Origin of the sequence: Enhygromyxa salina, assembly GCF_002994635.1 — a bacterium.
Classification (GTDB): domain Bacteria; phylum Myxococcota_A; class Polyangia; order Nannocystales; family Nannocystaceae; genus Plesiocystis; species Plesiocystis salina_B.
This window is the reverse complement of record NZ_PVNL01000041.1, coordinates 79,419-101,944: the sequence shown is the minus strand read 5'-3', so window position 1 is coordinate 101,944 and position 22,526 is coordinate 79,419. Positions and strand designations below refer to the sequence as shown.

Genomic DNA, 22,526 nt, shown 5'->3' with positions numbered 1-22,526 from the left:
GCGGACGCCACGGTGGTCAAAAGTCGTCTGGTCGCGCGTCCTTCCGGCGCGAGAACGGCTTGAACCCAGGCTCGAGCTCGCCGCCAAGCCGAACATAAGCCTTGCAGTACACCTCGTTGCGCATCCGCTCACACACGTCCTGATAGATCGCCTTGGCCGCGTCGGTCTTGCCTTCTTTCTCGAGCGCGACCGTCAGCTCGTCACACGCCTGCTTGGAGTTCTTCTCGCACCCCTGCTCCAGCCGCGCCCGGCGATCTGTGTCGTGGCCCAGCACGCCCGCGACCCGAGCCGCGTGCCAACACTCGGTCTTTTGATTGTGCTGACACGCCGCGTTGTAGGTTGCATAGGCGCGCTCGAGGTCCTTGGGCACCCCGTCACCGTGCTCGTAGCGACGCCCCAGCTCCTCACAGGCGCCGCGCCCCTTGGGGCAACCCAGCTCCAGCAGCTCGACGGCGCGGGGGACGTCCTGGGTCACGCCGCGCCCGTCGGCGTAGCGCTTGCCCGCGTTCACGCACGCGCCGACAAAGCCGTCCCGACAGGCGCGCTCGAACGCGACGGTGGCTCCAACGGTGTCGGGCTTGGGAAATTTTTCGCAGGTTGCGACGTCACGCGGGACCATGCCGGGGGCGCGCCCATCTTCGCAGCGCGAGAGCAGACCACCGAGCAGCGAGCAGGCCTGGCCGTTGCCCTGACCGCAGTCGCGATCGAGCACGTCGCGGGCGTCGTCGTGGCGGCGGTTGGCGAGGTATTCCCAGGCGAGCACACCGGAGGCGTAGCGGTCACCGAGCTCCATCGCGCGGGCCAGCAGCTGGATCGCGCGGGCCGGATCGTGACCGAACGGTTGCTCGTCGAGCAGCGGCCGGCCGAGCGCGCGACAGGCCACGCCGTCGCCCCCATCGCAGGCACGCTGCAGCAGCGTGGCGCCCCGCTCGGGCTGGGTCTTCCAGTCGACCATGTAGGCCAGGGCCGCGCAGCTGTCGGTCACGCCAGCATCGCACGCGCGCCCGAACAGCTCCTCGCTGCGCGGGCGGTCGTCCCGACGGACCTGATAGGCGAGGTTGTGGCACGACTCGAAATTTCCAGCCCCGCACTGCGCCTCGCACTGGGCTTGATCCTTGGGATCACAGCGAAACCCGCTCGCGCTCGCAACCGCGCTGCACTTGGCCCCCTCCCGCACGAACCCGTTCGGACAGACCTGGTCGAGCGGGGTGGCCTGGGCCGTTTGGCCGCCGCCGCCGCCCTGCTCGGCCTGCTCGCGCAGGGCGACCAGCTCGACGCGCAGCAGCGACTGGCACTGCGCGGGCGGGCTGGGGTCGCTCGGATTCGACGCCGCGCAGGCTTGCAGATCTCCGTCACGATCGAGGCTCTGGTGCTCGGAGCTGCTCGAGCCGCCGATCTCACCGATCTTGAACACCTCGGCGACGGTCCCGACGTGGCCGCGGGTGCCCGTGCCCATGGCGAAGGCGCCCACGAGCGCAGACTTGACGAAGTGGGTCGCACCCGCGCAGTCGCCCTCGAGCTCGGCCTGGGTGACCTGGTAGGCGGGCGTTCGGTGCTTGCCGACCGTGACGAGCGCGATGTCGATCGTCGAGCCGCGATCGATCACCGCCGAGAGCTTGACCTTGCCAACCGGCAAGTTGGCGTGGAGCTCACCTTGGCCAGTGATCTGGACCATCTCTTCTTTGCGGCTGACACCCGCGAAGCTGTAGCCGCCGTGGACCCTGCAGCTGTCGAGCACGCGCAGGCGCTCACAGTCGTAGGCGACGACGACCAGGCCATCGCGCATCGCGACCTCGAGGTCGGTGCGATCGGCCGAGGGCCAGTCGACGCTCAGCGGTTCGGCGCGCTCTTGCTCGAGATCACAGCTGAGCTCACCCATGGCCTCGCCGGCCGCGGGCTTGTCAGGCTCGATGATCTCACCGACCGCGCCGGCCTTGCAGGTGAGCAGACACAGCGGCGCGAGGGCGAGCGCGAGGCGAAGCTTCATGGGCTCAGTGAACCACGCGATCACCACGCGCAACAACATAAACCGCCGCTCCCCCGACGAATCACTGCGCCGGGTAAGTCTGCGCCAGATAGGGCGCCAGGACCATCGCCTCGTCCTCGGTGATCTCGGCGCCCTCTTCGACCATGTCGGAGATCACCTTCGACCAGTTCGCGACGTCGCCACCACCGTGGGCTTCGACCTCGTCGAGCTCGTGGCAGTCGGTACAGCGACTGGTGAGGATCGCCTTGGCCTTGTCAGCGTCGACCGCCAGGCTTGGGCCGCTCGTGTCCGCGCTGGCCTCGGCCGCCGCGGGGGCCTTGGCCATGGCCGCGACGGTGGCCTCTTGCACGGCGTCGCGCTCTCGCTCTTGCTCGACCTTGCGCTTGCGCGAGGCCTGGATGTCGGGCGTGATCGCGATCAGGTACGCGGTCACGTAGGGGACCTCTTTTGTCGCCAGCGGGTTGCTGCTGAACGGATCGGGCTTTTCTTGCATGCGCACGACCAGGTCGTGCCAGCGCGCGCCCGTGCGAGGTGTGCTCAGGATCGTGCGCATGTCGTGGCAGCTGACGCACTTGTTGACGAGCAGATCACGGCCTCGCTGCAGGCCCTTCTTGGCGACCAGGTCCTCGACCGTGGGCGCGCCCTCACCAAATTCGATCTCGGCGAGCACCTTCTCGACCCGGGCGATGTTGTCTGGGTCGCCGATCCGGCCCTGCAGATCCAGGGCCCGCGCCGCGTGGGGAACCGACAAGGTGATCAGCAGCACGCTACACAGCAGCAGCCCAAACCCAAACCTGGGCAGGGCCTCTTCGAAGTGGCGGAAGAACACCAAGATCATGATCTTGGTGATCAACAGGACCCCCAGGGTGATGGCCACGACCGCGTGGATGACCGTGCGAGCCGGGAGCTCGTATTGGTACTGCCACAGGCGCGGAAACATGTTCCACATCATCACGACGTAGATGATCCCGTAGACGTAGCCGACCGCCGCGTGGACCCGCAGCCACGCCTTGGGAGCCTCGGTCTTCTTGAGGGTCTCGTTCCAGAATTTGGGGCCCCACAGCCACGCCTGGAGCAGCACGGCGACGATCGCCAGTACGAGAAACAACACTCCCAGCCACATGCTCACGCTCGTGCTCATCTTGATCGCTCTCCAGGTGCAGTTCGCGATGTACCACGTTCGGGCGCGCGAGTGGGAGCGATGCGGGCACGTTCTCGCCCACTCAGCCGGCGACGCGCCGGGCCATGATCACGACCGGCAGGCCCTCGAGTCGGCCCAGCGCCCGGACGATCTGGGTGGCCTGATCGACCTCGAGCTCGAGCGTGAGCGTCTGAGTCCCCGGACGCTTCTTGCTGCGCGAGCTGTGGGTCGCTCGCATGTTGATGCCCATGTTCGAGATCACGTCGGCGATATCGCGCAGGACCCCGGGCTGATCGACGACCTCGAGGCTGAGCTTGACCGGGTAGCGATGGCGATGCTTGCGGCCCCAGTCGATCTCGACGATGCGCTCGGGCTCCTGGTTGTGCACCATGTTCGGGCAGTCGCGCCGGTGGATCATGATCCCGCGGCCGCGGCTGACCCAGCCGAGCACGTCGTCGCCAGGCACGGGCGAGCAGCAGCGCGCAGGCTGACTCATGATGTTGCCGACGCCCCCGAGCGAGACCCCAGCCGCGTCGCGCGGGGTCTCGGTCGGGCTGGTGATCGGCTCGGGCTCGGGCTCGGGCTCGGGGCGCTGGCGCTCGAGGATCTCGGCGGCGAGGCCCTGCGGGTTGAGATCGCCAAACCCGATCGCGGCCAGCAGATCGTCGCCAGCCTTGAAGTCGTGCGCGACGGCGAGCCGGTTGAGCTCGTCGAGGTTGGGCAGCTCGAGCTTGCCGACGCCCGCGCGGATCAGCTCGCGCTCGAGCGCCTCACGGCCGCTGGCGATCGCCTGATCGCGATCTTGCTCGCGAAACCACGAGCGGATCTTCTGTCGGGCGCTGGCGGTGTGCAGGTAGCCGAGGTGGGGGCTGAGCCAGTCGCGGCTGGGCTCGGGGTGCTTCTTCTTGAGGATCTCGACCCGGTCGCCCGTCGTCAGGGTGTGGCTGAGCGGCACCATCACGCCGTTGACCTTGGCCCCGCGCGTCCGGTGCCCGACGCCCGTGTGGATCCGGTAGGCGAAGTCGAGCGGCGTCGCGCCCTCGGGCAGCGCGATCACGTCGCCGCCGGGGGTGAACACGTGGACCTCGTCCTCGAACAGGTCAGTCTTGAACGCCTCGGCCAGCTCGCGGGGATCGACCAGCTCCTTTTGCCAGTCGACCAGCTGCCGCAGCAGGTTGAAGCGCTGCGACTTGCTGGCGTCGCGCTTGCCCTCTTTGTAGGCCCAGTGCGCGGCGACGCCGAACTCACCAAACAGGTGCATGTCGCGGGTCCGGATCTGGACCTCGAGCGGCCGGCCGCCGGGGCCCATGACCGCCGTGTGCAGCGAGCGGTAGCCGTTTGGTTTGGGGCGCGCGATGTAGTCGTCGAACTCGCCAGAGATCGGCGCCCACAGCCCGTGGGCCAGGCCCAGCGCGGCGTAGCAGTCACGCTTGCCGATCGCCTCGTTGTCGGCCTCTATGATCACGCGGACCGCGGTCACGTCGTAGATCTCTTCGAAGCTGACCCGCTTGCGCCGCATCTTCTTGACGATGCTGTAGATGTGCTTGGGCCGCCCGTTGACCTCGGCGATCAGCCCGACCTGATCGAGCTCGAAGCGCAGGCGGTCGACGACCTCGTCGACGTGGCGCTGGCGCTCGTCGCGACGGGTGTCGAGCTTGGCGGTGATGTCGGCGTAGATCTCGGGTTCGAGCTCGCGCAGCGCCAGATCTTCGAGGACCCACTTGAGCTGCCAGATGCCCAGGCGGTTGGCCAGCGGCGCGAACACCTCGCGGGTCTCGCTGGCGATCCGTCGGCGGGGCTCGGCGTCGCGCAGCAAGTGCAGCTCACGGATGACCTCGAGCCGATCACACAGGGTCAGGAGCACCACCCGCACGTCGGCAGCCATGGCCACGAACATGGTCCGCAGCGACTCGGCCGACTCCTCGTCGAGGGCGTTCCAGTGGATCGCGGCGAGCCGCTCGACCGAGTCGATCAGGCCGCGGATCTCGACCCGACGCGTCAGCTCGAGCTCGTTGACCAGGCCGGCCGGGTCAGTCGGCTGCGGACCGACGCTGGCGCTGGTCTCGGGATCTCGGCCGCCGTCGAGGCCCACGCCGATCAACGCGACGCTGCTGGCGATCAGCGTGGCCGGGTCGAGGCGCAGTCCGGCGAGCGTGGCCGTGCGTCGCAGCGCCCGCGCACAGCCGCGATCGCCCAGCGCGAGCCGTCGCTGCAGCGCGGCCTCGAGCACGTCGAAGAGCGTGTCGCCGTGGTGCTCGCGGCAGGTGGCGAGGATCTCTGCGATGATCTCAGCAGGCAGCTTGCTGGGCCGGCGGCCTGGGGCCTCGTCGAGCTCCGACATCGGGCGGCAGTGTAGTTCCTCGCGGCGCCCACAGACATCCTGCACATCGCCGCTCCCTCGCTCCCCGGAGGCCCCCGACCCGGTTCGTGTGGGTATGGCGCCGATGAACCGTCGCAACCCGAGCGCCGTTTGACAGCGCCGCGCGACGCCCACAAAATTTCGTAGCTGTGGGCGCCGCTCATCTGCGCTGTAGCCACCGACCTCCCCATGCAGATCCGACCGCGTACGCGTCTTCTCCTCCTGTCCCTCGCGATCACCGTCGGTTGCAAGACCACCGACACGACCGAGCCCAACGCCAAAGCCACGGGCGCCGAGGTTGGTGAAGACGGGGCGTCCTCGGGTGGCGAAGACATCACGATCGATCCCGACGCGCTCGCCAGCGGGGTCGACGCGGAGATCGAAGCGGCCCCCGTAGAGGCCCGCGCGCGCGAGAAGCCTGCCGCCCCACAGACCCGCGACGCCGCGCTCGTGGCCGTCGCCCACGGCAACCCCGATGGCGCCGTGAAGTTCTTGCTCGAGGAGCTCGGCAACAAGACCAGCGACCACGAAGCCATGTTCGCGCTCGCCCGTGGCCAACGCCTGATCGGCCAGCTCGACGCCGCCGAGGCGACCGTCACCAAGGTCTACGAGTCGGCCAAGGACGCCGCGGTCAAGGCCAGCGCGCTGCGTCGGCTCGCGCACCTTCGCATTGCACGAGGTGACATCAAGACGGCCGAGCAGCACATCCGAGACGCGCGCAAGCTGGCACCCGACGACATCCTCCTCAAGGGTGAGCTCGTGCGCCTGATGTTTCAGACCGGCCGCGCGGGCGAGACCGAGGCCCGCCAGCTGATCGACGAGCTCTACGCGTCGTACAGCGACGGCACGGCCCAGTCCGCCGAGCAGCTGCTCGGCACCGCCTACGCGGGCCTGGCCGAGCGCGCGTTCAAGAGCGCCAGCCGGGTGTTGCAAGAGGCCGAGCACGCCGCTCCGCCCAGCAACGGGACCGAGCTGGGCGACGAGATCTCGATGGAGCTGACGGCGCTGTTCCTCGAGAAGTACAAGCCCGACGAGGCCGGCCAGACCCTCGCGCAGGTGCTCGAGCGCGATCCCTGGAACCCCGAGGCGCTGGCCAACATGGGCTGGGTGCACCTCGATCAGTTCCAGCTGGCCGCGGCCTCGCGGACCGCCGACGAGGCCCTGCAGGTCAACCCAGAGAACGCCGACGCCCACGCGGTGTTGGCCTGGGTCGCGCTGATCGAGGGCCACCGCGACGTCGCGCGAGCCCACATCGTCGACCACGTGATCAACGTCAACCCCGCGCACGCGGGCGGCCAGATCGTCCTGGCTGCGCTGGCGATCTTCGACCGCGACAAGCCTGCGTACGCCAAGGCCCGCGACGCGGCGCTGGCCTTCAACCCGCGTGACGGGCAGTTCTACTCGAAGCTGTCGGATCTGCTCGGGTATCTGCACCTCTACCCCGAGGCCGACACCGTGCTGGTCGAGGGGGCCAAGCGGCTGCCTGATGATCCGTACATTCAAGGCGCGCTGGGGCTGTCGAAGCTGCGCCTGGGTGACGAGCTGGCCGGCCGCGAGGCGCTCGAGAAGGCCTGGAAAAAGGACAAGTACAACAATCGCACGCTCAACGTTCGGCAGCTGTACAGCGAGCGGATCGAGCCCCACTACGCCGAGCGCGTCTCGGGTGATCTGACCTTGCGGCTGCCCGCGGAGTCGCAAGAGATGCTGGCCCCGGGCTTGAGCGCCGCGATCGTGCGGGCTCGCAAGGCGCTCGACAGCGGCTACGGCGTGAAGATCAGCCCGCTGCGCATCGAGGCCTACGCCGACCCCGACGAATTCTCGGTCCGCACGGTCGGGGTCCCCAGCCTCGGCGCGATCGGGGTCTGCTTTGGCCCGGTGATCACCTCGCTCGGGCCGTACAGCGGTACCCACAATTTCAATCAGGTGATCTGGCACGAGATCGCGCACAGCTACGCGATCCAGCTCAGCGAGGGCCGAGTGCCGCGGTGGTTCACCGAGGGGCTGTCGGAGTGGGAGTCGGAGGTCGCGGATCCCTCGTGGGCGCGCGAGAGCGCCGAGCTGTTGTTCGAGGCCCGCCGTCACGACAAGCTGCGCAAGCTGTCGGAGCTCGAGCTCGCGTTCTTGCGCGCCGAGAGCCCGCTGATGATGGAGGTCGCCTACGCGACAGCGGCCTGGGCCATGCGCTACCTGGGTCAGACCTATGGGCGGCCCAAGATCGTCGCGCTGCTCGAGGGCTACGCGACCGGCAAGTCGACCGATGAGCTGTTCAAGCAGATCCTGGGCAAGGATCTGCTCACCGTCGAGGCCGAATTCAGCAAGTGGTTCGACAGCGAGCTCGATCGCAAGCTCTCGGGCTGGCGGCCGAGTCAGGACCAAAAGGACGACCCCCGCGTGAAGTCGTTGATGAAGGCGATCGAGACCGCGGCCGCGGGCAACCTCGACCAGGCCAAAGAGATCCTCGAGAAGCTGATCGCTGCGAACGGTGACGGCTTTCACACCCGCACGACGCTCGCCGCCGTGCTCGAGCAAAAGGGTGACAACCAGGGGGCGATCCAGCAGTACGAGAAAGCCGCGACGTTCGCGTTGGAGTCGCTGGATCCGTGGGTCGGCATCGCCAAGATCGCGCGCGCACAAAAGGACATTCCGCTCGAGCTCGATCAGCTCGAGAAGATCCTCGCAATCGACGCGATGAGCTTCGACGCGCCGCTGCGCATGCTGGTCCTCGCGACCGCGACCGGTGACCCGCGCATGTCGGCGGCGCTGGACCGGGTCAACGCGATCGCGCCGCTGTACCCGGCCGCCCTGGCCGCCAGCGCGCTGCGACTGCACCGGGCCAAGGGCGACAAGAAGCTGATCAAGTCAATGCTCGACGAGGTCATGGTCACCGCGCTGCGGCCCGACGCGACCATGGACGTGCTCGTGATGGCTGCGATCGCAACCGACGAGATTGGGGATCCGCGGGTCGAGGATCTGGCCCCGCGGGCGCTGCACAGCGAAGAGCTGCCCGATGCGATGCGCAAGCGGCTGAAGAAGCACGCGCCATGAACGAGTTGGTGTTTGTCGGCACCGGTGAGGCGCTGGACCCCGCGCTGCCGAACACGAGCCTGCTGTATCGCGGGCCGCGGACGCTGCTGCTCGATTGTGGGTACGCGGTGCCCCACGCGTTTTGGCGGATCAGCCAGGACGTAGACTTGCTCGATGGCGTGTGGATCAGCCACGGTCACGCCGATCACTGCTTTGGGTTGCCTGCGCTGTTGCTGTGGATGCGGCTGGGCGGACGCACGCGAGCGCTGACGGTGTTCGGCGGACCAGGGTCGCGAGCGCGGATTGGGGTCGTGCTGGAGTTGGGCTACCCCGGCAGCTACGCCGCGTCGAAGTGCTACCCGATCAATTTCGTGGAGCTCGAGCCGGGGGCGGTCGGGGAGTTTGGGCCGTTGGAGCTGCGGATCGCCGCCAGCGCGCACTCGATCGTGAACCATGCGCTGCGGGTCGAGACGCCAGGGCTGCGGTCCGTGATGTACTCGGGGGACGGGGCGATCACGCCGGGGACCCGCGAGCTGGCGAGCGGGGTCGATGTGCTGGTTCACGAGTGTTTCTTTGCGACGCCGGGTGGCCAGCGCAAGCACGGGGACGTGGAGGGGTGCATCGCGCTGGGGCGCGAGGCTGGAGTGCAGACGCTCGGGTTGCTGCACTTTGCGGCCGAGGCCAAACCCGAGATTCGTCGGCGGGTCGAGGAATTGGATGATCGGAGCTTCGAGGTGTTGATGCCGGACGTCGGCGATCGTGTTTCGCTTGGGTGAGAGCCGGAAGGCCGCTGGCAATTTGTACTGGGCCGCAATGCGTCGTCATGATGATTCATGTCATCTGGAGTTCGGCGTGTAAGACACCCAATGGCTGGCGCTGTGCCAGCCTGACGTGGGCTTGGTCACTGAACCGCGCTCGGGAGAATGGGATCGGCATGGCGAAACGTCTACACTCATGAGCGCGAGCATGTCGACTCGGCGATGCCACACGACGTGGCCCGCTCGATCGCCGCGACCGCCATGACCACGACCGACGAACCGTCCAAGCCCGGCACCCGCTCCAATGACGAGCGCGAGCACGCGAGCACGCCTCCGGGCGATACCGCGACCGTGCGGCGGTCCCCGGACGAGACGACGCTGGTCGACATCCTGCGCGAACGGGCGCGGTCGCAGCCGGACGCGATCGTCTACACCCACCTCGGCGCGGGCGAGACCGGGGCGATCCACATGACCTTCGCGCAGCTGTGGGCGCGGGCGTGTGCGATCGCGGCGGCGCTGTCCGAGCGGGGTCTGAGCGGGGAGCGGGCGTTGCTGGTGTACCCGCCCGGGCTCGAGTTTGCGCCGGCGTTGTTTGGTTGCTTGCTGGCCGGGGTCGTCGCGGCTCCAGCCGCGGGCGAGGCCCCGAGCCAGGGCGGCCGAGCGGCGCAGCGGCTGCGAGCGATCGTTGACGCCGCAGCGCCGCGGATCGTGCTGACGGTGTCCGAGATGGCTGAGCTCGTGAGCGGGCTCGAGCAGCTCGCTACGGATCAGCTGCCACCTGTCGGGTTCACGCCGGGTCCCATCAAGCCCGCGTCGTTGGCCTATCTGCAGTACACATCGGGCTCGACCTCCGACCCCAAAGGGGTGATGGTGTCGCATGCCAACCTCTACTGGAATTGTGTCGAGAACGATGATGTGTACGCAATCCGCGAGGGCTCGACGATGGTGTGTTGGGTCCCTCCCTTTCACGATATGGGGCTCTCCTATGCCGTGATGATCCCGGTGTTTGGTGGGGCGCGCTGTGTGTCGCTCGGGGCGGACGAGTTCCTGCGCAGGCCAATTCGCTGGCTGCGAGCGATCTCTCGCTATCGGGGGACCCACAGCGTCGCGCCCAACGCTGCGTACGACCTCGCGGTGACCAAGACCTCGGCCGCCGAGCGCGAGGGTCTCGACCTGCGCACCTGGCAGATGGCGCTCAACGGCGCCGAGCCGATCCGTCGCGCGACGGAGACACGATTCTTGGCCACCTATGCGCCGTTCGGATTTGCCGCCGAGGCCTTCTCACATGCGCTGGGCATGGCCGAGGCGACGGCGCTGGTCAGCGCGGAGCAGGTCGGCGACCGGATGCGCTTCTTGGAGCTCGACCCGGCGGCGCTGCAGCGGGGGCGTGTGCAGGTGGTCGTTGGCGAGGCCCAGGGGCTGGCGGTCGCCAGCTGTGGCGTGGCCAGCGAGCGCACGCAGGTGCGGGCGATCGATCCGCAAACCTGCAGTCCGGTGGCGGCGGACGAGATCGGGGAGCTGTGGGTCCGCGGTCCCTCGGTCGGGGCCGGGTATTTTGACCGCGACGGCGGCCTCGGCGAGGCGTCGGCTGCGACCTTCGGGGCGCAGATCCATGGCGAGGGCTCGGGCCCGTGGCTGCGGACCGGCGACCTCGGGTTTGTCCGGGATCGTCGGATCTACGTCACCGGTCGGCGCAAGGATCTCATCATCATCCGTGGGCTCAACCATCACCCGCAGGATCTCGAGGCCTCGCTGCTCGATGCTCACGACGCGCTTCGACCTGGGCTCGCCGTCGCCGTGGGCGTGCCCACGGAACAGGGTGAAGCGCTGGCGATCCTCGCCGAGGTCCGGCTCGATCGCCTGTCCGATCCCGAGCCAGTGTTCGAGCGGATCCTCGGGCGGATCGCCGCGCACGGGCTGCGGCCGCGCGTGATCGTGTTGTGTCCGCCCAATACAGTGCGCAAGACCACCAGCGGAAAGCTGCAGCGCGGCGCGATGCGGCAGCTGCTGCTCGACGGGGCCCTGCCAACGCTGCATCGGTGGGACGCACCGCGCGGCGATCAACGAGACGGTGGGCCCACGCCGATCATCGCGCTCGCCGACATCCCCGAAGCGCAACGCCGCGCGCACGTGCTGGCGGGCGTCCAGCAGATCATCGGCGAGGTGCTGGACGCGCCTGGCGACGAGCCGGTCTCGGCCGAGGCGTCGTTGCTCGAGTTGGGCCTCGACTCGGTGGCGCTCGTCCAGCTCATCGTTCGACTCGAGGATGTGTTCGAGGTCGAGCTCGACACGAGCGTGGTCCTGAAGTCGCCGGTCCCCGGCGACCTCGTCGAGCTGGTGCTGGCGGCGAGCGAGCGGCGAGCGCAACACCCGATCATTGTCGCGCCCACGCGCAGCGACGAGCCGACGCTGCATCCGCTGTCCCCGGCCCAGGCTCGGCTCTACTTCCTCGACCGTGTGCTCGCGCGACGCGAGACCTACAACATTCAGTTCGCCGCGAAGATCGAGGCGGCGATCGACCTGCGGCGGCTGCAGACCGCGGTTGATCTGCTGGTCGCCCGGCATGGCCAGCTGCGCATGCACGTCGTCGAGGGACCGCAGGGGCCCCAGCAAGAAATCTTGCCCGCGCTCGACGTGCCGGTCGACGTGGTGGTGTGCGCCGACAGCGAGTTCGCGCGGCTCGTGCAGGAGCGGGCGGCGGTGTGCTTCGACCTGGGTTCGGCGCCGCTGCTGCGCGTGACGCTGGCGCGGCTGGGCGAGCACTCGAGCGCCTTGCTGATCGTGTGGCATCACATCGGCACGGATGGCTGGTCGTTCGGCCGATTCATGCACGAGCTCGAGGCGCTGTACTCGACGCCCGCGCTGCGGCTGCCGGCCGCGCCGTCGTACCCGGAGCTGATCGCGGCGCGGCGCCTGGAGCCTCGGGCGGCGGACGAACATCGGCGCTGGTGGGCGGCCTACCTCGACGGCGCCGAGCCCCTCGACCTACCCACGGATCACCCGCCCGGGCGGCGCGAACCAGGTGGCGGCCAGGTCAGCTTCGCGCTCGCGGCCGCGCTGTCCGACCAGATCGACGCGCTCGCGCGGGGGCTCGGAGTGACGCCCTTCGTGGTCCTGCTGACCAGCTGGGCGATCGTCATGCACCGCTACAGCCGCCAGCGCGACGTGGTGATCGGGGTGATCAGCAGCGGTCGCACGGTCAAGCACGCCGAGCACACGATCGGTCTGTTCGTCGAGACCTTGCCGGTCCGCTGCGTGCTCGAGCGAGCGGGCTCGCTCGCGGCGAACATCAAAGCGGTGGGCCAGTCGATCTACGGCGCGCTCGGCCACGCGGATCTGCCCCTCGACGAGATCCTCGGCGCGCTGCCGGGTCTGCCCCGCGGCGAGGTGGGGGACACGCCACTGCTGCGGGTGGCGTTGGTGCTCGAGCAGGCGTCGTGGTTTAGCGAGCAGTTCGCGGGTGCGAAGCTCTCGCAGGTCGGCGAGTCGGTCGGCGGCGAGGTCGAGGGCACCAACAAGTTCGATCTCGGCTTGACGTTGGTCCGCGGCGCGGCGGGCTATCGGGCGTCGCTGGAGTTCGCGGCGGAGTTGTTCGAGCGCGAGACGGTCGAGCGGCTGACGGGCCATCTGCGCCAGGTGCTGGCGGGCATGGTGGCGGAACCCTCGGTTCGGCTGAGCGCGCTGCCGATGCTGACGGCGGCGGAGCGCGAGCTGTTGCTGGCGTGGAGCGAGACCGCGCGGGTCGATCGGGATGAGCTGTGCATTCACGAGCTGTTCGCGGCGCAAGTCCGGCGGACGCCGGACGCGGTGGCGCTGGTGTTCGAGGGGACATCGCTGAGCTTCGCCGGGCTGGCTGCGCGGGTGAATCGTCTGGCGCATCACCTGCGCGCGCTCGGGGTGGGGCCGGAGGATCGGGTGGGGATCTGTCTCGAGCGCTCGGTGGAGCTCGTGGTCGCGCTATTGGGGGTGCTGAGCGCCGGCGCGGCGTACGTGCCACTCGATCCGAGCTACCCGGACACCCGGCTGCAGTTCATGGTGAACGACGCTGGGCTGCGGGTGTTGTTGAGCGACTCGAGGGTCGCGCTCGAGTGGCCGCAGGGGACGAGTCGGCTCGACCTCGACACGCTGGACGAGGTGCTGGCGGGCATGCCCGCAGGCGCGCCCGCGCAGCGGATCGACCCGGACAACCCGGCGTACGTGATCTACACGTCGGGTTCGACGGGCCAGCCCAAGGGCGTGTGTGTGCCGCATCGGGCGGTCGTGAATTTGTTCGCGGCGCTGCAGGACAAGCTTGGCTACGGCCCGGGTGATCGGTGGGTGACGGTGGCCTCGCCGAGCTTCGATACTTCGGTGCTCGAGCTGCTTGGCTCGCTCGTCGCCGGGGTGACGGCGGTGGTCGCGAGCGCCGAGACGGTCCAAGATTGCGTCGCGCTCGCGCGGCTGCTCGAGCGCGAGCATGTGACGATCATGCAGGCGACCCCGAGCGGCTGGCAGCGCATGTTCGACGCCGGTTGGACCGGCGCGCCGTCGCTGCTGGCGCTGAGCGGCGGGGAGGCGCTGCCGCTCGAGTTGGCTCGGCGCATGGTCAGCCACACCGGCCGGATGTGGACGTTGTATGGCCCCACCGAGGTGACGATCTACATGACGGGCACGGCGCTAGGCGCCGATCTCGAGCGGGTCAGCGTGGGCCCAGCGGTGGCAAACGTCAGCATGTACGTGTACGACGAACACCACGGTCTACGAGCGCTCGGCGTGCCGGGCGAGCTGTACGTCGGGGGGGTCGCTGTCACGCGTGGCTACCTGGGCCGGCCAGCGCTGACAGCCGAGCGCTATGTACCGGATCCGTTCGGGCCGCCGGGTAGTCGCATGTATCGGACCGGGGATCTGTGTCGCTGGCGAGCAGACGGCAGCCTGGAGTGTCTCGGCCGTCTGGATCACCAGGTCAAGATCCGTGGATTTCGCATCGAGCTGGGTGAGGTCGAGTCGGTGCTCGGCGGCCACCCGGCGGTGCGGCAGTGTGTCGTGGTCGCGCAGCGTGACGACCCAAACGAGGCCCGCTTGGTCGCGTACCTGGTCGGCGAGCGGACACCGGTGACGGAGCTCCGGGCGTGGGTCGGCGCGGCGGCGCCGGACTACATGGTGCCGTCGGCGTTTGTGTGGCTGGAGGCGCTGCCGTCGACGCCGAACGGGAAGATCGATCACAAGGCACTGCCCCCGCCCGAGCTGGATCGCGCGGCGCTGTCGGGTGGTTTTGTGGCCCCGCGGACGCCGACCGAGACCGCGCTGGCGAGCATCTGGTCCGAGGCGCTGGCGCTCGACGACGTGGGGATCCACGATGATTTTTTCGAGCTCGGGGGCAACTCGCTGCGCGCGACGACGGTCGCCAGCCGGATGGTCTCGACGCTCGGGGTGGAGATGCCGTTGCGCGCGCTGTTCGAGGCGACGACGGTGGCCGAGCTGGCGCGTTTGGTGGAGGACGCAAGGGCCGATACAGATGGCGAACAGCTCGCACAGCGCCGGCCGATCGAGCGTGCGCCGCGAGGGCAGCGACTGCCGCTGTCGCATGCACAAGCGCGCATGTTGTTCCTCGATCAGCTGCGGCCGGGCACGTCGGAGTACAACATTCCGCTGGCGCTGCGGCTGACCGGGCCGCTGGATGTCGAGGCGTTGGCGTCGGCGCTGACGTGGTTGGTGGCCCGGCATGAGGCCCTGCGCACGAGCCTGCCGAGCGACGCGGATGGGGCATACCAGCGGATCGCCACCGCCCACACGCTGACGCTGGTGCCGGAGCAGGTGGCCGACGACGCGACGTTGCTGGCGCGGGTCCGCGAGGCCGCGGTCGGGGGCTTCGATCTGGCCGAAGGTCCGCTGCTGCGTGTGCAGCTGTGGCGACGCGACGAGGGGTCGCACGTGCTGTTGCTCAACGTGCACCACGTCGCGTTCGACGGCTGGTCGACGGGCGTGTTGCTGCGCGAGCTGAGCCATGCCTACAGCGCGTACGCTGGCGGCGGGGCGCCGAGCTTGCCTGCGGCGCGCATCGACTACGCCGACTTTGCCGTGTGGCAGCGGGCCTGGCTCGAAGCGGGGGCGCTCGCGCGGCAGCTCGAGTACTGGAAGGCGACGCTGGCGGACGCGGAGATGCTGGAGCTCCCGACGGACCACCCGCGACCAACGATGCGAGCGAGCCGGCCCGGCACGGTGCCGGTCGGGTTCGACGTCGAGTTGAGCGCTGGGATCGAGGCCCTCGCCCGGCGGGCTGGGGCCACGCCGTTCATGGTGCTGCTCGCTGGGTTCGCGGTGGTGCTGGGTCGCTGGGCCCAGCAACAGGACATCGTCGTGGGCAGCCCGATCGCAAACCGCAACCGGGCTGAGTTCGAGGGCGTGGTCGGCTTGTTCGTGAACACGCTGGCGCTGCGGGTGACGCTCGAGGGAGACCCGACGACGCAAGAGTTGGTGAGCCGAGTGCGACAGACAATGCTCGACGCCTACGCGAACCAGGACGCGCCGTTCGAGCGTGTCGTGGACGCGCTGGCGGTCGCGCGCGACACCAGTCGGACGCCGGTGTTTCAGGTCATGCTGGCCCTCGATGACGCGCCACCCGAGGCGGTGACGCTCGGGCCTGTCGAGCTCGCGACGCTCGAGCTCGACAGCGAGATCGCCAAGTTCGACCTGACGCTGAGCCTGGCGTCGACACCTGGGGGGCTGCGCGGCGGGCTGGAGTACGCGGCGGACTTGTTCGAGCGCGAGACGGTCGAGCGGCTGACGGCGCACCTGGGCCAGGTGCTGACGGGCATGGGGGCGGATCCCTCGGTTCGGCTGAGCGCGCTGCCGATGCTGACGGCGGCGGAGCGCGAGCTGTTGCTGGCGTGGAACGACACGGCGCGGAGCAATCGGGATCACCTGTGCATCCACGAGCTGTTCGCGGAGCAAGTCCGGCGGACGCCGGACGCGGTCGCTGTGGTGTTCGAGGGGACATCGCTGACCTACGCCGGGCTGGCTGCGCGGGCCTATCGGTTGGCGCATCACCTGCGCGAGCTGGGCGTGGGCCCGGAGGATCGGGTCGGGATCTGCCTGCAGCGCTCGGTCGACTTTGCGGTTGCGATGCTGGCGGTGCTGAGCGCCGGAGCGGCGTACGTGCCGCTGGATCCCAGCTACCCAGACAACCGGCTGCAGTTCATGGCCCGCGACGCTGGGCTGCGGGTGTTGCTGAGCGACTCGACGGTGACGCTCGAGTGGCCCGAGGGGACCAACCGGCTCGACCTCGACAGCCTGGGCGACGCGCTCGCGGGCATGCCCGTCAGCTCGCCCGAGCAGCGGACGAGCCCGGACAACCTCGCGTATGTGATCTACACGTCGGGCTCGACGGGCCAGCCCAAGGGTGTCGCGCTCGCGCACCGCGGGGTCGTCAACCTGATCGCGGACGAGCTGCGCCGGTTCGAGCTGACGGCGGGGACACCGTTCTTGCAGTTCGCGTCGTTCTCGTTCGACGCGTCGGTCTCGCAGCTGTTCGTGCCGCTGTCGATCGGCGCGCGCGTGGTCTTGGCGAGCGCCCATGAGCGGGGGTCTCCCGACGCGCTGGTCGAGCTCCTGCGGGCCGAGGCGGTCGAGATCATCGACATCCCGCCAGCGCTGCTGCCATTTGTGGATCCGAGCGAGCTGCCCGCGCTGCGGGTGGCGATCGTGGGTGGGGAGGCGTGCCCGGTCGCGGACGCGCGGCGCTTCCTCGCGGCGGGCGGCGGCGGGCGGCGCATCGTGAACGCCTACGGGCCGACGGAGGCGACGGTGTCGGTCGCGTACTGGGAGGCGCGCGAGCTGGACCCGGACGCGGACAACCTGCCGATCGGGCGGCCGAGCGCCAACACCCAGCTGCACGTGTTGGATCAACATCTGCGGCGTGTGCCGATCGGCGCCCGCGGTGAGCTGTACATCGGCGGCGTGGCGCTGGCCCGGGGCTACGTGGGTCGGCCGGGCGTGACGGCGGCGCGCTTCGTGCCGGATCCGTTCGGCCGCTCGGGCGCGCGAATCTATCGCACGGGGGACCAGTGCCGGTGGCGGCGCGACGGCGTGCTCGAGTACCTGGGGCGGGTCGATCGTCAGGTCCAGGTTCGCGGGTTTCGGGTCGAGCTGGGCGAGATCGAAGCAGCGCTGCTCGAGCAGGCGCAGGTGCGGCAGTGCGTGGTCGAGGCCCGGCGAACCGCCGAGGGGGCGACGCAGCTGGTCGCCTATGTGGTTGGCGGGGGTGCTGGTGATCTCGAGATGGCGCAGCTGCGGGCGGCGCTGACCGAGCGCTTGCCGAGCTACATGGTGCCGGCGTCGTTCATGCAGCTCGACGCGCTGCCAACGACGGCGAGCGGAAAGATCGATCGCCGCGCGCTGCCGGAGCCACGCCTGGATCGCGGGGCGCGAGCAGCCGGCGTCGCCCCCCGGACGCCGACCGAAGCCGCGCTGGCGGGCCTGTGGTCGCAGCTGCTGGGGCTCGACGACATCGGTGTCCACGACAATTTTTTCGAACTCGGGGGCCACTCGCTGCTGATGGCGCGGCTCAGCACGCAGGTCCAGCTGACGCTCGGCGTCGAGCTGCCGGTCCGCGAGATCTTCGCAGCGCCGACGATCGCCGGGCTCGCGGCGAAGCTCTCGACCGGCGTCGGGCCCAGCGCGACACACGAGGCGATCCCACGCGCGCCGCGTGACGTGCCCGTGCCGCTGTCGTCCTCGCAGGCGCGGCTGTGGATCACCGCGCGCCTCCAGCCCGACGACGCGGCCTACAACGTGTTCAGCGCGCACCGACTCGACGGACAGCTCGATCGCGGTGCCCTCGCGGCGACGCTGCGGTGGCTGGTCGAGCGGCATGAGTCGCTGCGGACCAGCTTCGTCGAGCACGAGGGCGCGGTCGTGCTGCGGATCGCCGAGCCGGACGCCGCCAAGCTCCACGATCACCTCGACGTCGAGGTGATCGAGCCGGCGTGCTTCAGTGACAGCCAGGTGATCGCCGAGCGCCTGCGTGCCCGGATCAGTCAGCCCTTCGACCTCGAGCGCGGGCCCCTGATCCGCGTGCATCTGATCACCGACGGCGCGCGCGCCCACGTGCTGGTCATCGTCATCCACCACATCGTGGTGGACGGCGCGTCGATCGAGGTGCTGCACCGCGAGCTCGGGGCTGGGTACGCGGCCTTCGTTCGGGGCGAGCTGCCCACGCTCCCGCCCTTGCCGATCCAGTTCAGCGACTACGTCGCGTGGGAGCGCGCGCGCTATGTCGGCCCAGCGCTCGATCGGGATCTCGACTACTGGCGGGCCCAGCTCGCCGACGCGCCAGTGCTGAGCATGCCAACCGACGCCCCGCGCTCGGCACACGTGGCGGCTCGCGGCGGCCAGCACTTTGGGCGGCTCTCGGAGCCGCGCTACACGGCCCTCCAGGCGCTCGCACAGGCCAACGGGGCCACTCCCTTCATGGTCCTGCTCGCGGCCTGGGCGGCGCTCCTGGGTCGCTACGACGGTCAGCAGGAGATCGTCGTGGGGATCCCGGTGTCCAACCGCGAGCACGCCGACGCGGCGGGCTTGATCGGCCTGTTCGTCAACACGCTCGCGCTGCGCTGCGACCTCGGGGGCGCGCCGAGCTTCCTCGAGCTGCTCGCGCGGGTGCGGGCCACGCTCAGCGCTGGCCTCGAGCACGGGCGGGCGCCCTTCGATCGGGTCGTGGCGGCGCTCGAGCTCGATCGGGAGGCCGGTCGCGCGCCCCTGGTCCAGACCATGTTGGCGCTCGACGAGGCGGCGACCCAGCAGCTCGGCTTGCCTGGCCTCGAAGCCCGGGAGCTGGTGGGGGTCGGCCGCGACGGGGCGGCCTTCGAGCTGACCTTGGGCCTGACGCCGCGGGCCGGCGGCCTCGAGGCGGTGCTCGAGTACCGCGCTGATCTGTTCGCGCCGGAGACCATCGCGCGGGTCTGGGATCAATTCGAGCGCCTGCTCGCGGCGGTCGTCGAGGACCCGCGAGTGAGCGTCGAGTCCATCGCGCTGCTCGACACCCGTGAGCTCGCCCAGCTGCGGGCGTGGAACGACAGCGCGCGCGCGCTCGCCAGCGATCGCCTCGTGCACGAGCGGGTCGCGGACCAGGCGGCGCGATCCGGCCACGCGATCGCCGTCGAGTGTGGTGGGCAGGCGCTCAGCTACGCCGAGCTGTGTGCCCGCGCTCATCGGCTCGCGCACGCGCTGCGAGCCGCGGGGATCGGGCCGGAGGATCGCGTCGGTGTCCTGCTCGACCGCTCCTGCGAGCTCGTCGTCGCCGTGCTCGCCGTGCTCGCGGCGGGTGCCGCCTACGTGCCCCTGGATCCGGAGTACCCGGCGCAGCGACTGCGGGCGATGATCGAGGACGCCGAGCTCGCGGCGCTGCTGACCCGCAGCGTCGACGCGCCCGCGTGGACAAACGTGGGCGCCCACGTCGACCTCGACGAGCAGCACGGCGACTGGCCGATCGTCGCGCCAGACGTGGTCGTGGCGCCCGAGAACCTCGCCTACGCGATCTTCACCTCGGGCTCGACGGGCCGGCCCAAGGCGGTCGCCGTCGCGCACGCGGGCCTCGGCAACCTCGTCGAGGCCACCGCGCGCGAGCAGGGCTACGCGCCTGGCCGCCGGGCGATGGCGTTTGTCTCGGTGTCCTTCGACGGCATGGTCCACGAGCTGTGGAGCACGCTGAGTTCAGGGGCGACCCTCGTCATGTTGACGTCGGCCCAGCGGTTGTCGCCGGTGTGCATCGCCGAGCAGCTGGCGACCGTCGACGTCGCCACGCTGACCCCGAGCGCGCTGGCGACCGTCGACCCCGATGCAGTGTTTGCGCGTCGGCCCGCGCACGCAGTGAGGCTGTGCTTGGGTGTCGCGGGTGAGGCGTGCTCGCGTGCGCTCGCCGATCGTTGGGCCTCGCGCTGCCGCATGCTCAACATCTACGGCCCGACGGAGACGACGGTCACCTCGGCCTGGTGCTCGCTCGAGCCGAGCACGGACTCGCACAGGCCGCCCCCGATCGGGCGGCCGATCGCCAACACCCAGCTGCACGTGCTCGACGCTGGCCTGTCGCCCGTGCCGATCGGCGTCCCCGGTCAGCTCTACATCGCGGGAATCGGGCTCGCGCGCGGCTACCTGGGCCACCCTGGGCTCACCGCCGAGCGCTTCGTGCCCGACCCCTCGGGCGGCGTCGGGGCCCGCATGTACCAGACCGGGGATCGCTGCCGGTGGTTGGCGGATGGGACCCTCGAGTTCCTCGGTCGCACCGACGCCCAGATCAAGATCCGAGGCCAGCGCATCGAGATCGGTGAGATTGAGGCGGCGGTCGAGCGCGCGCCGGGCGTGGTCGAGGCCGCGGTGGTGCTGGCGAGCTTGCGTGGCGAGCAAGCGCGCGCGCTGGTGGCGTTCGTGACCGTCGACGCGGGCGCGCCCGCGGACACCGGTGAGATCGCCGTGGGGCTGCGTGAGCAGCTGTCTGCGGCCATGCTGCCGGCGCTCATCGTGGCCCTGCCTGCGCTGCCGCGGACCCCCAACGACAAGCTCGATCGCCGCGCGCTCGTCGAGCTGGCGGCTCAGCACGCGCGACCCGAGCGGACCTACGTGGCGCCGCGCGGCCCCGTCGAGCTCGCGCTCGCCGAGATCTGGGCGAGCGTGCTCGGGCGAGCGCGCGTGGGTGCCGACGACGACTTCTTTCAGATCGGCGGCGACTCGCTCGCGGTCATGCGGGTGATCAGCCGGGCCAGCGCGCGCGGCTTGACGATCTCGGCCCAGCAGGTGTTCGCGCATCCGATCCTCGTCGAGCTCGCGAAGGTCGCGGTCTGGGCCCAGGTCCGCGACGAGCCGGACGAGTCGCCGGGCGACCCCGCGAGCGCGGGGGTCTTGTCGCCGAACCAGCGGCGGATCTGGCGGCTGATGCAGCGACCGAGCTGGACCGGGAGCTACAACATGGTGCTTGGCCTGCGGCTGCTCGGACCCCTCGATCACGCGGCGCTGCTGACCGCCCTGGGGTCCCTCGTCGCGCGCCAAGCCAGCCTGCGCACGGTCCTCGAGCTGGTCGACGGCGAGCCGCGGCAGCGGGTCGTGGCCGCCGAGCGGGTCGTCCCGGTCCACAGCGATCTCACGCATCTCGATCGGGCCGGCCGCGAGCGTGCGCTCGCCGAGCGCCTGGAGGTGGCGCTCACCCGCCCGTTCGCCGACGCAGTCCCGCTCGCGCGCATCGAGCTGGTGACCCTCGCCGCCGAAGAGCTCGCGCTGATCATCGAGGTCGAGCACATCGTGTGCGACGGCTGGTCGCTGCGCGTCCTCATGGACGAGCTCGGGGCGCTGTATCAGCAGGCCCAAGGCGCAGGAGCGATCGAGCTGGAGCCGTTGCCGACGAGCTTCGTCAGGTTCGCGCGGGCCCAGGATCGAGCGCTGCGCACCGGCGCCCACGCGGCCGCGATCGCGCGTGGGCGCGAGCGTCTGCGCGATGCCCCGCGTCTGGCGCTGCCGATCGATCACGCTCGGCCCGAGCCCAGCAGCGACCGTGGGGCGCTCGTGCGGCTGCGCTGTCCGGTCGAGCATGCGCGCGCGCTCGAGCAGCTCGCCGAGGCCCAGGGCACGACCATGTTCGTGGTCCTGCTCGCCGCATGGCAGCTGCTGCTCGGGGATCTGTGCGGCGCCCAGGATGTCGTGGTCGGCACCATGAGCGCCAACCGGGCGCACCCTGACGTGGAGGCGCTGATCGGCTGCTTCATCAACCCGCTGGCCGTGCGCACCGATCTGTCGGGCGACCCCAGCTTCGTCGAGCTCCTCGCCCGGGTCCGCCGGGGCAGCCACGAGGCCGTCGCGGATCAGGCCGCGCCGTTCGACGCGATCCTCGAGGCCCTCGGTCACGACGACGGCGTGGGGATCCCGCTGGTCCAGAGCACCTTGATGTTCCATCAGGGCAGCCCGTTCGAGTCCACGCTCGGTGCCGCGATCTCCGTCGAGCCGCTGCCCCAGCCCGAGGTCGAGGAGCTCAGCCGATTCGAGCTGACGGCCTCATTGACCCACGACGAGGCGGGGTTGCGCGGGTTCTTGCGCTACGCGACGGACCTGTTCGAGCCGACCACGATCCGGGCGATCGCCGATCGACTGGTGGCCTTGCTGGCGGTGATCGTCGCGGATCCTCGCCAGCCGAGCTCGGCCCTGGTCTCGGCATTGGGCACGGTCCTGAGCTCAGGCCACTCGCGCGAGGGCATGCAGGATTGACTCGCAACCCAACGCTCGGGATCGATCAGCAGC

General features: G+C 70.0%; 6 protein-coding genes. 3 read left to right on the top strand and 3 right to left on the bottom strand.

What is annotated here, in order from left to right:
- Positions 1-16: 16 nt before the first annotated feature.
- From ENSA7_RS08900 to ENSA7_RS08890, 3 genes are all read right to left on the bottom strand, one after another.
- Complete coding sequence (locus ENSA7_RS08900) at positions 17-1,987, bottom strand: tetratricopeptide repeat protein (protein WP_146157493.1); 1,971 nt, start codon at positions 1,985-1,987, stop codon at positions 17-19.
- Between the two features lie 61 nt (positions 1,988-2,048).
- The gene (locus ENSA7_RS08895; RefSeq protein WP_106088790.1) at positions 2,049-3,128 is read right to left on the bottom strand and encodes an MFS transporter; all 1,080 of its coding nucleotides are present in this window, start codon (positions 3,126-3,128) and stop codon (positions 2,049-2,051) included.
- An 82-nt stretch (positions 3,129-3,210) separates the two neighbouring features.
- Entirely contained in the window at positions 3,211-5,469 is a 2,259-nt protein-coding gene (locus ENSA7_RS08890) for a RelA/SpoT family protein (RefSeq protein WP_106088789.1), read from the bottom strand.
- A gap of 207 nt (positions 5,470-5,676) precedes the next feature.
- On the opposite strand from ENSA7_RS08890, the gene ENSA7_RS08885 reads away from it, so the two are divergent.
- From ENSA7_RS08885 to ENSA7_RS08875, 3 genes are all read left to right on the top strand, one after another.
- Positions 5,677-8,532, top strand: coding sequence for a tetratricopeptide repeat protein (locus tag ENSA7_RS08885; protein WP_106088788.1), 2,856 nt, complete (start codon positions 5,677-5,679; stop codon positions 8,530-8,532).
- Positions 8,529-9,287 carry an MBL fold metallo-hydrolase gene (locus tag ENSA7_RS08880; RefSeq protein WP_106088787.1) on the top strand — a complete coding sequence of 253 codons (759 nt, stop codon included), beginning with the start codon at positions 8,529-8,531 and terminating at the stop codon, positions 9,285-9,287. The genes ENSA7_RS08885 and ENSA7_RS08880 overlap by 4 nt, the downstream gene beginning before the upstream one ends.
- A 204-nt stretch (positions 9,288-9,491) precedes the next feature.
- Positions 9,492-22,493, top strand: a complete 13,002-nt coding sequence (locus ENSA7_RS08875; RefSeq protein ID WP_181233509.1) for a non-ribosomal peptide synthetase — start codon at positions 9,492-9,494, stop codon at positions 22,491-22,493.
- Positions 22,494-22,526 lie beyond the last annotated feature (33 nt).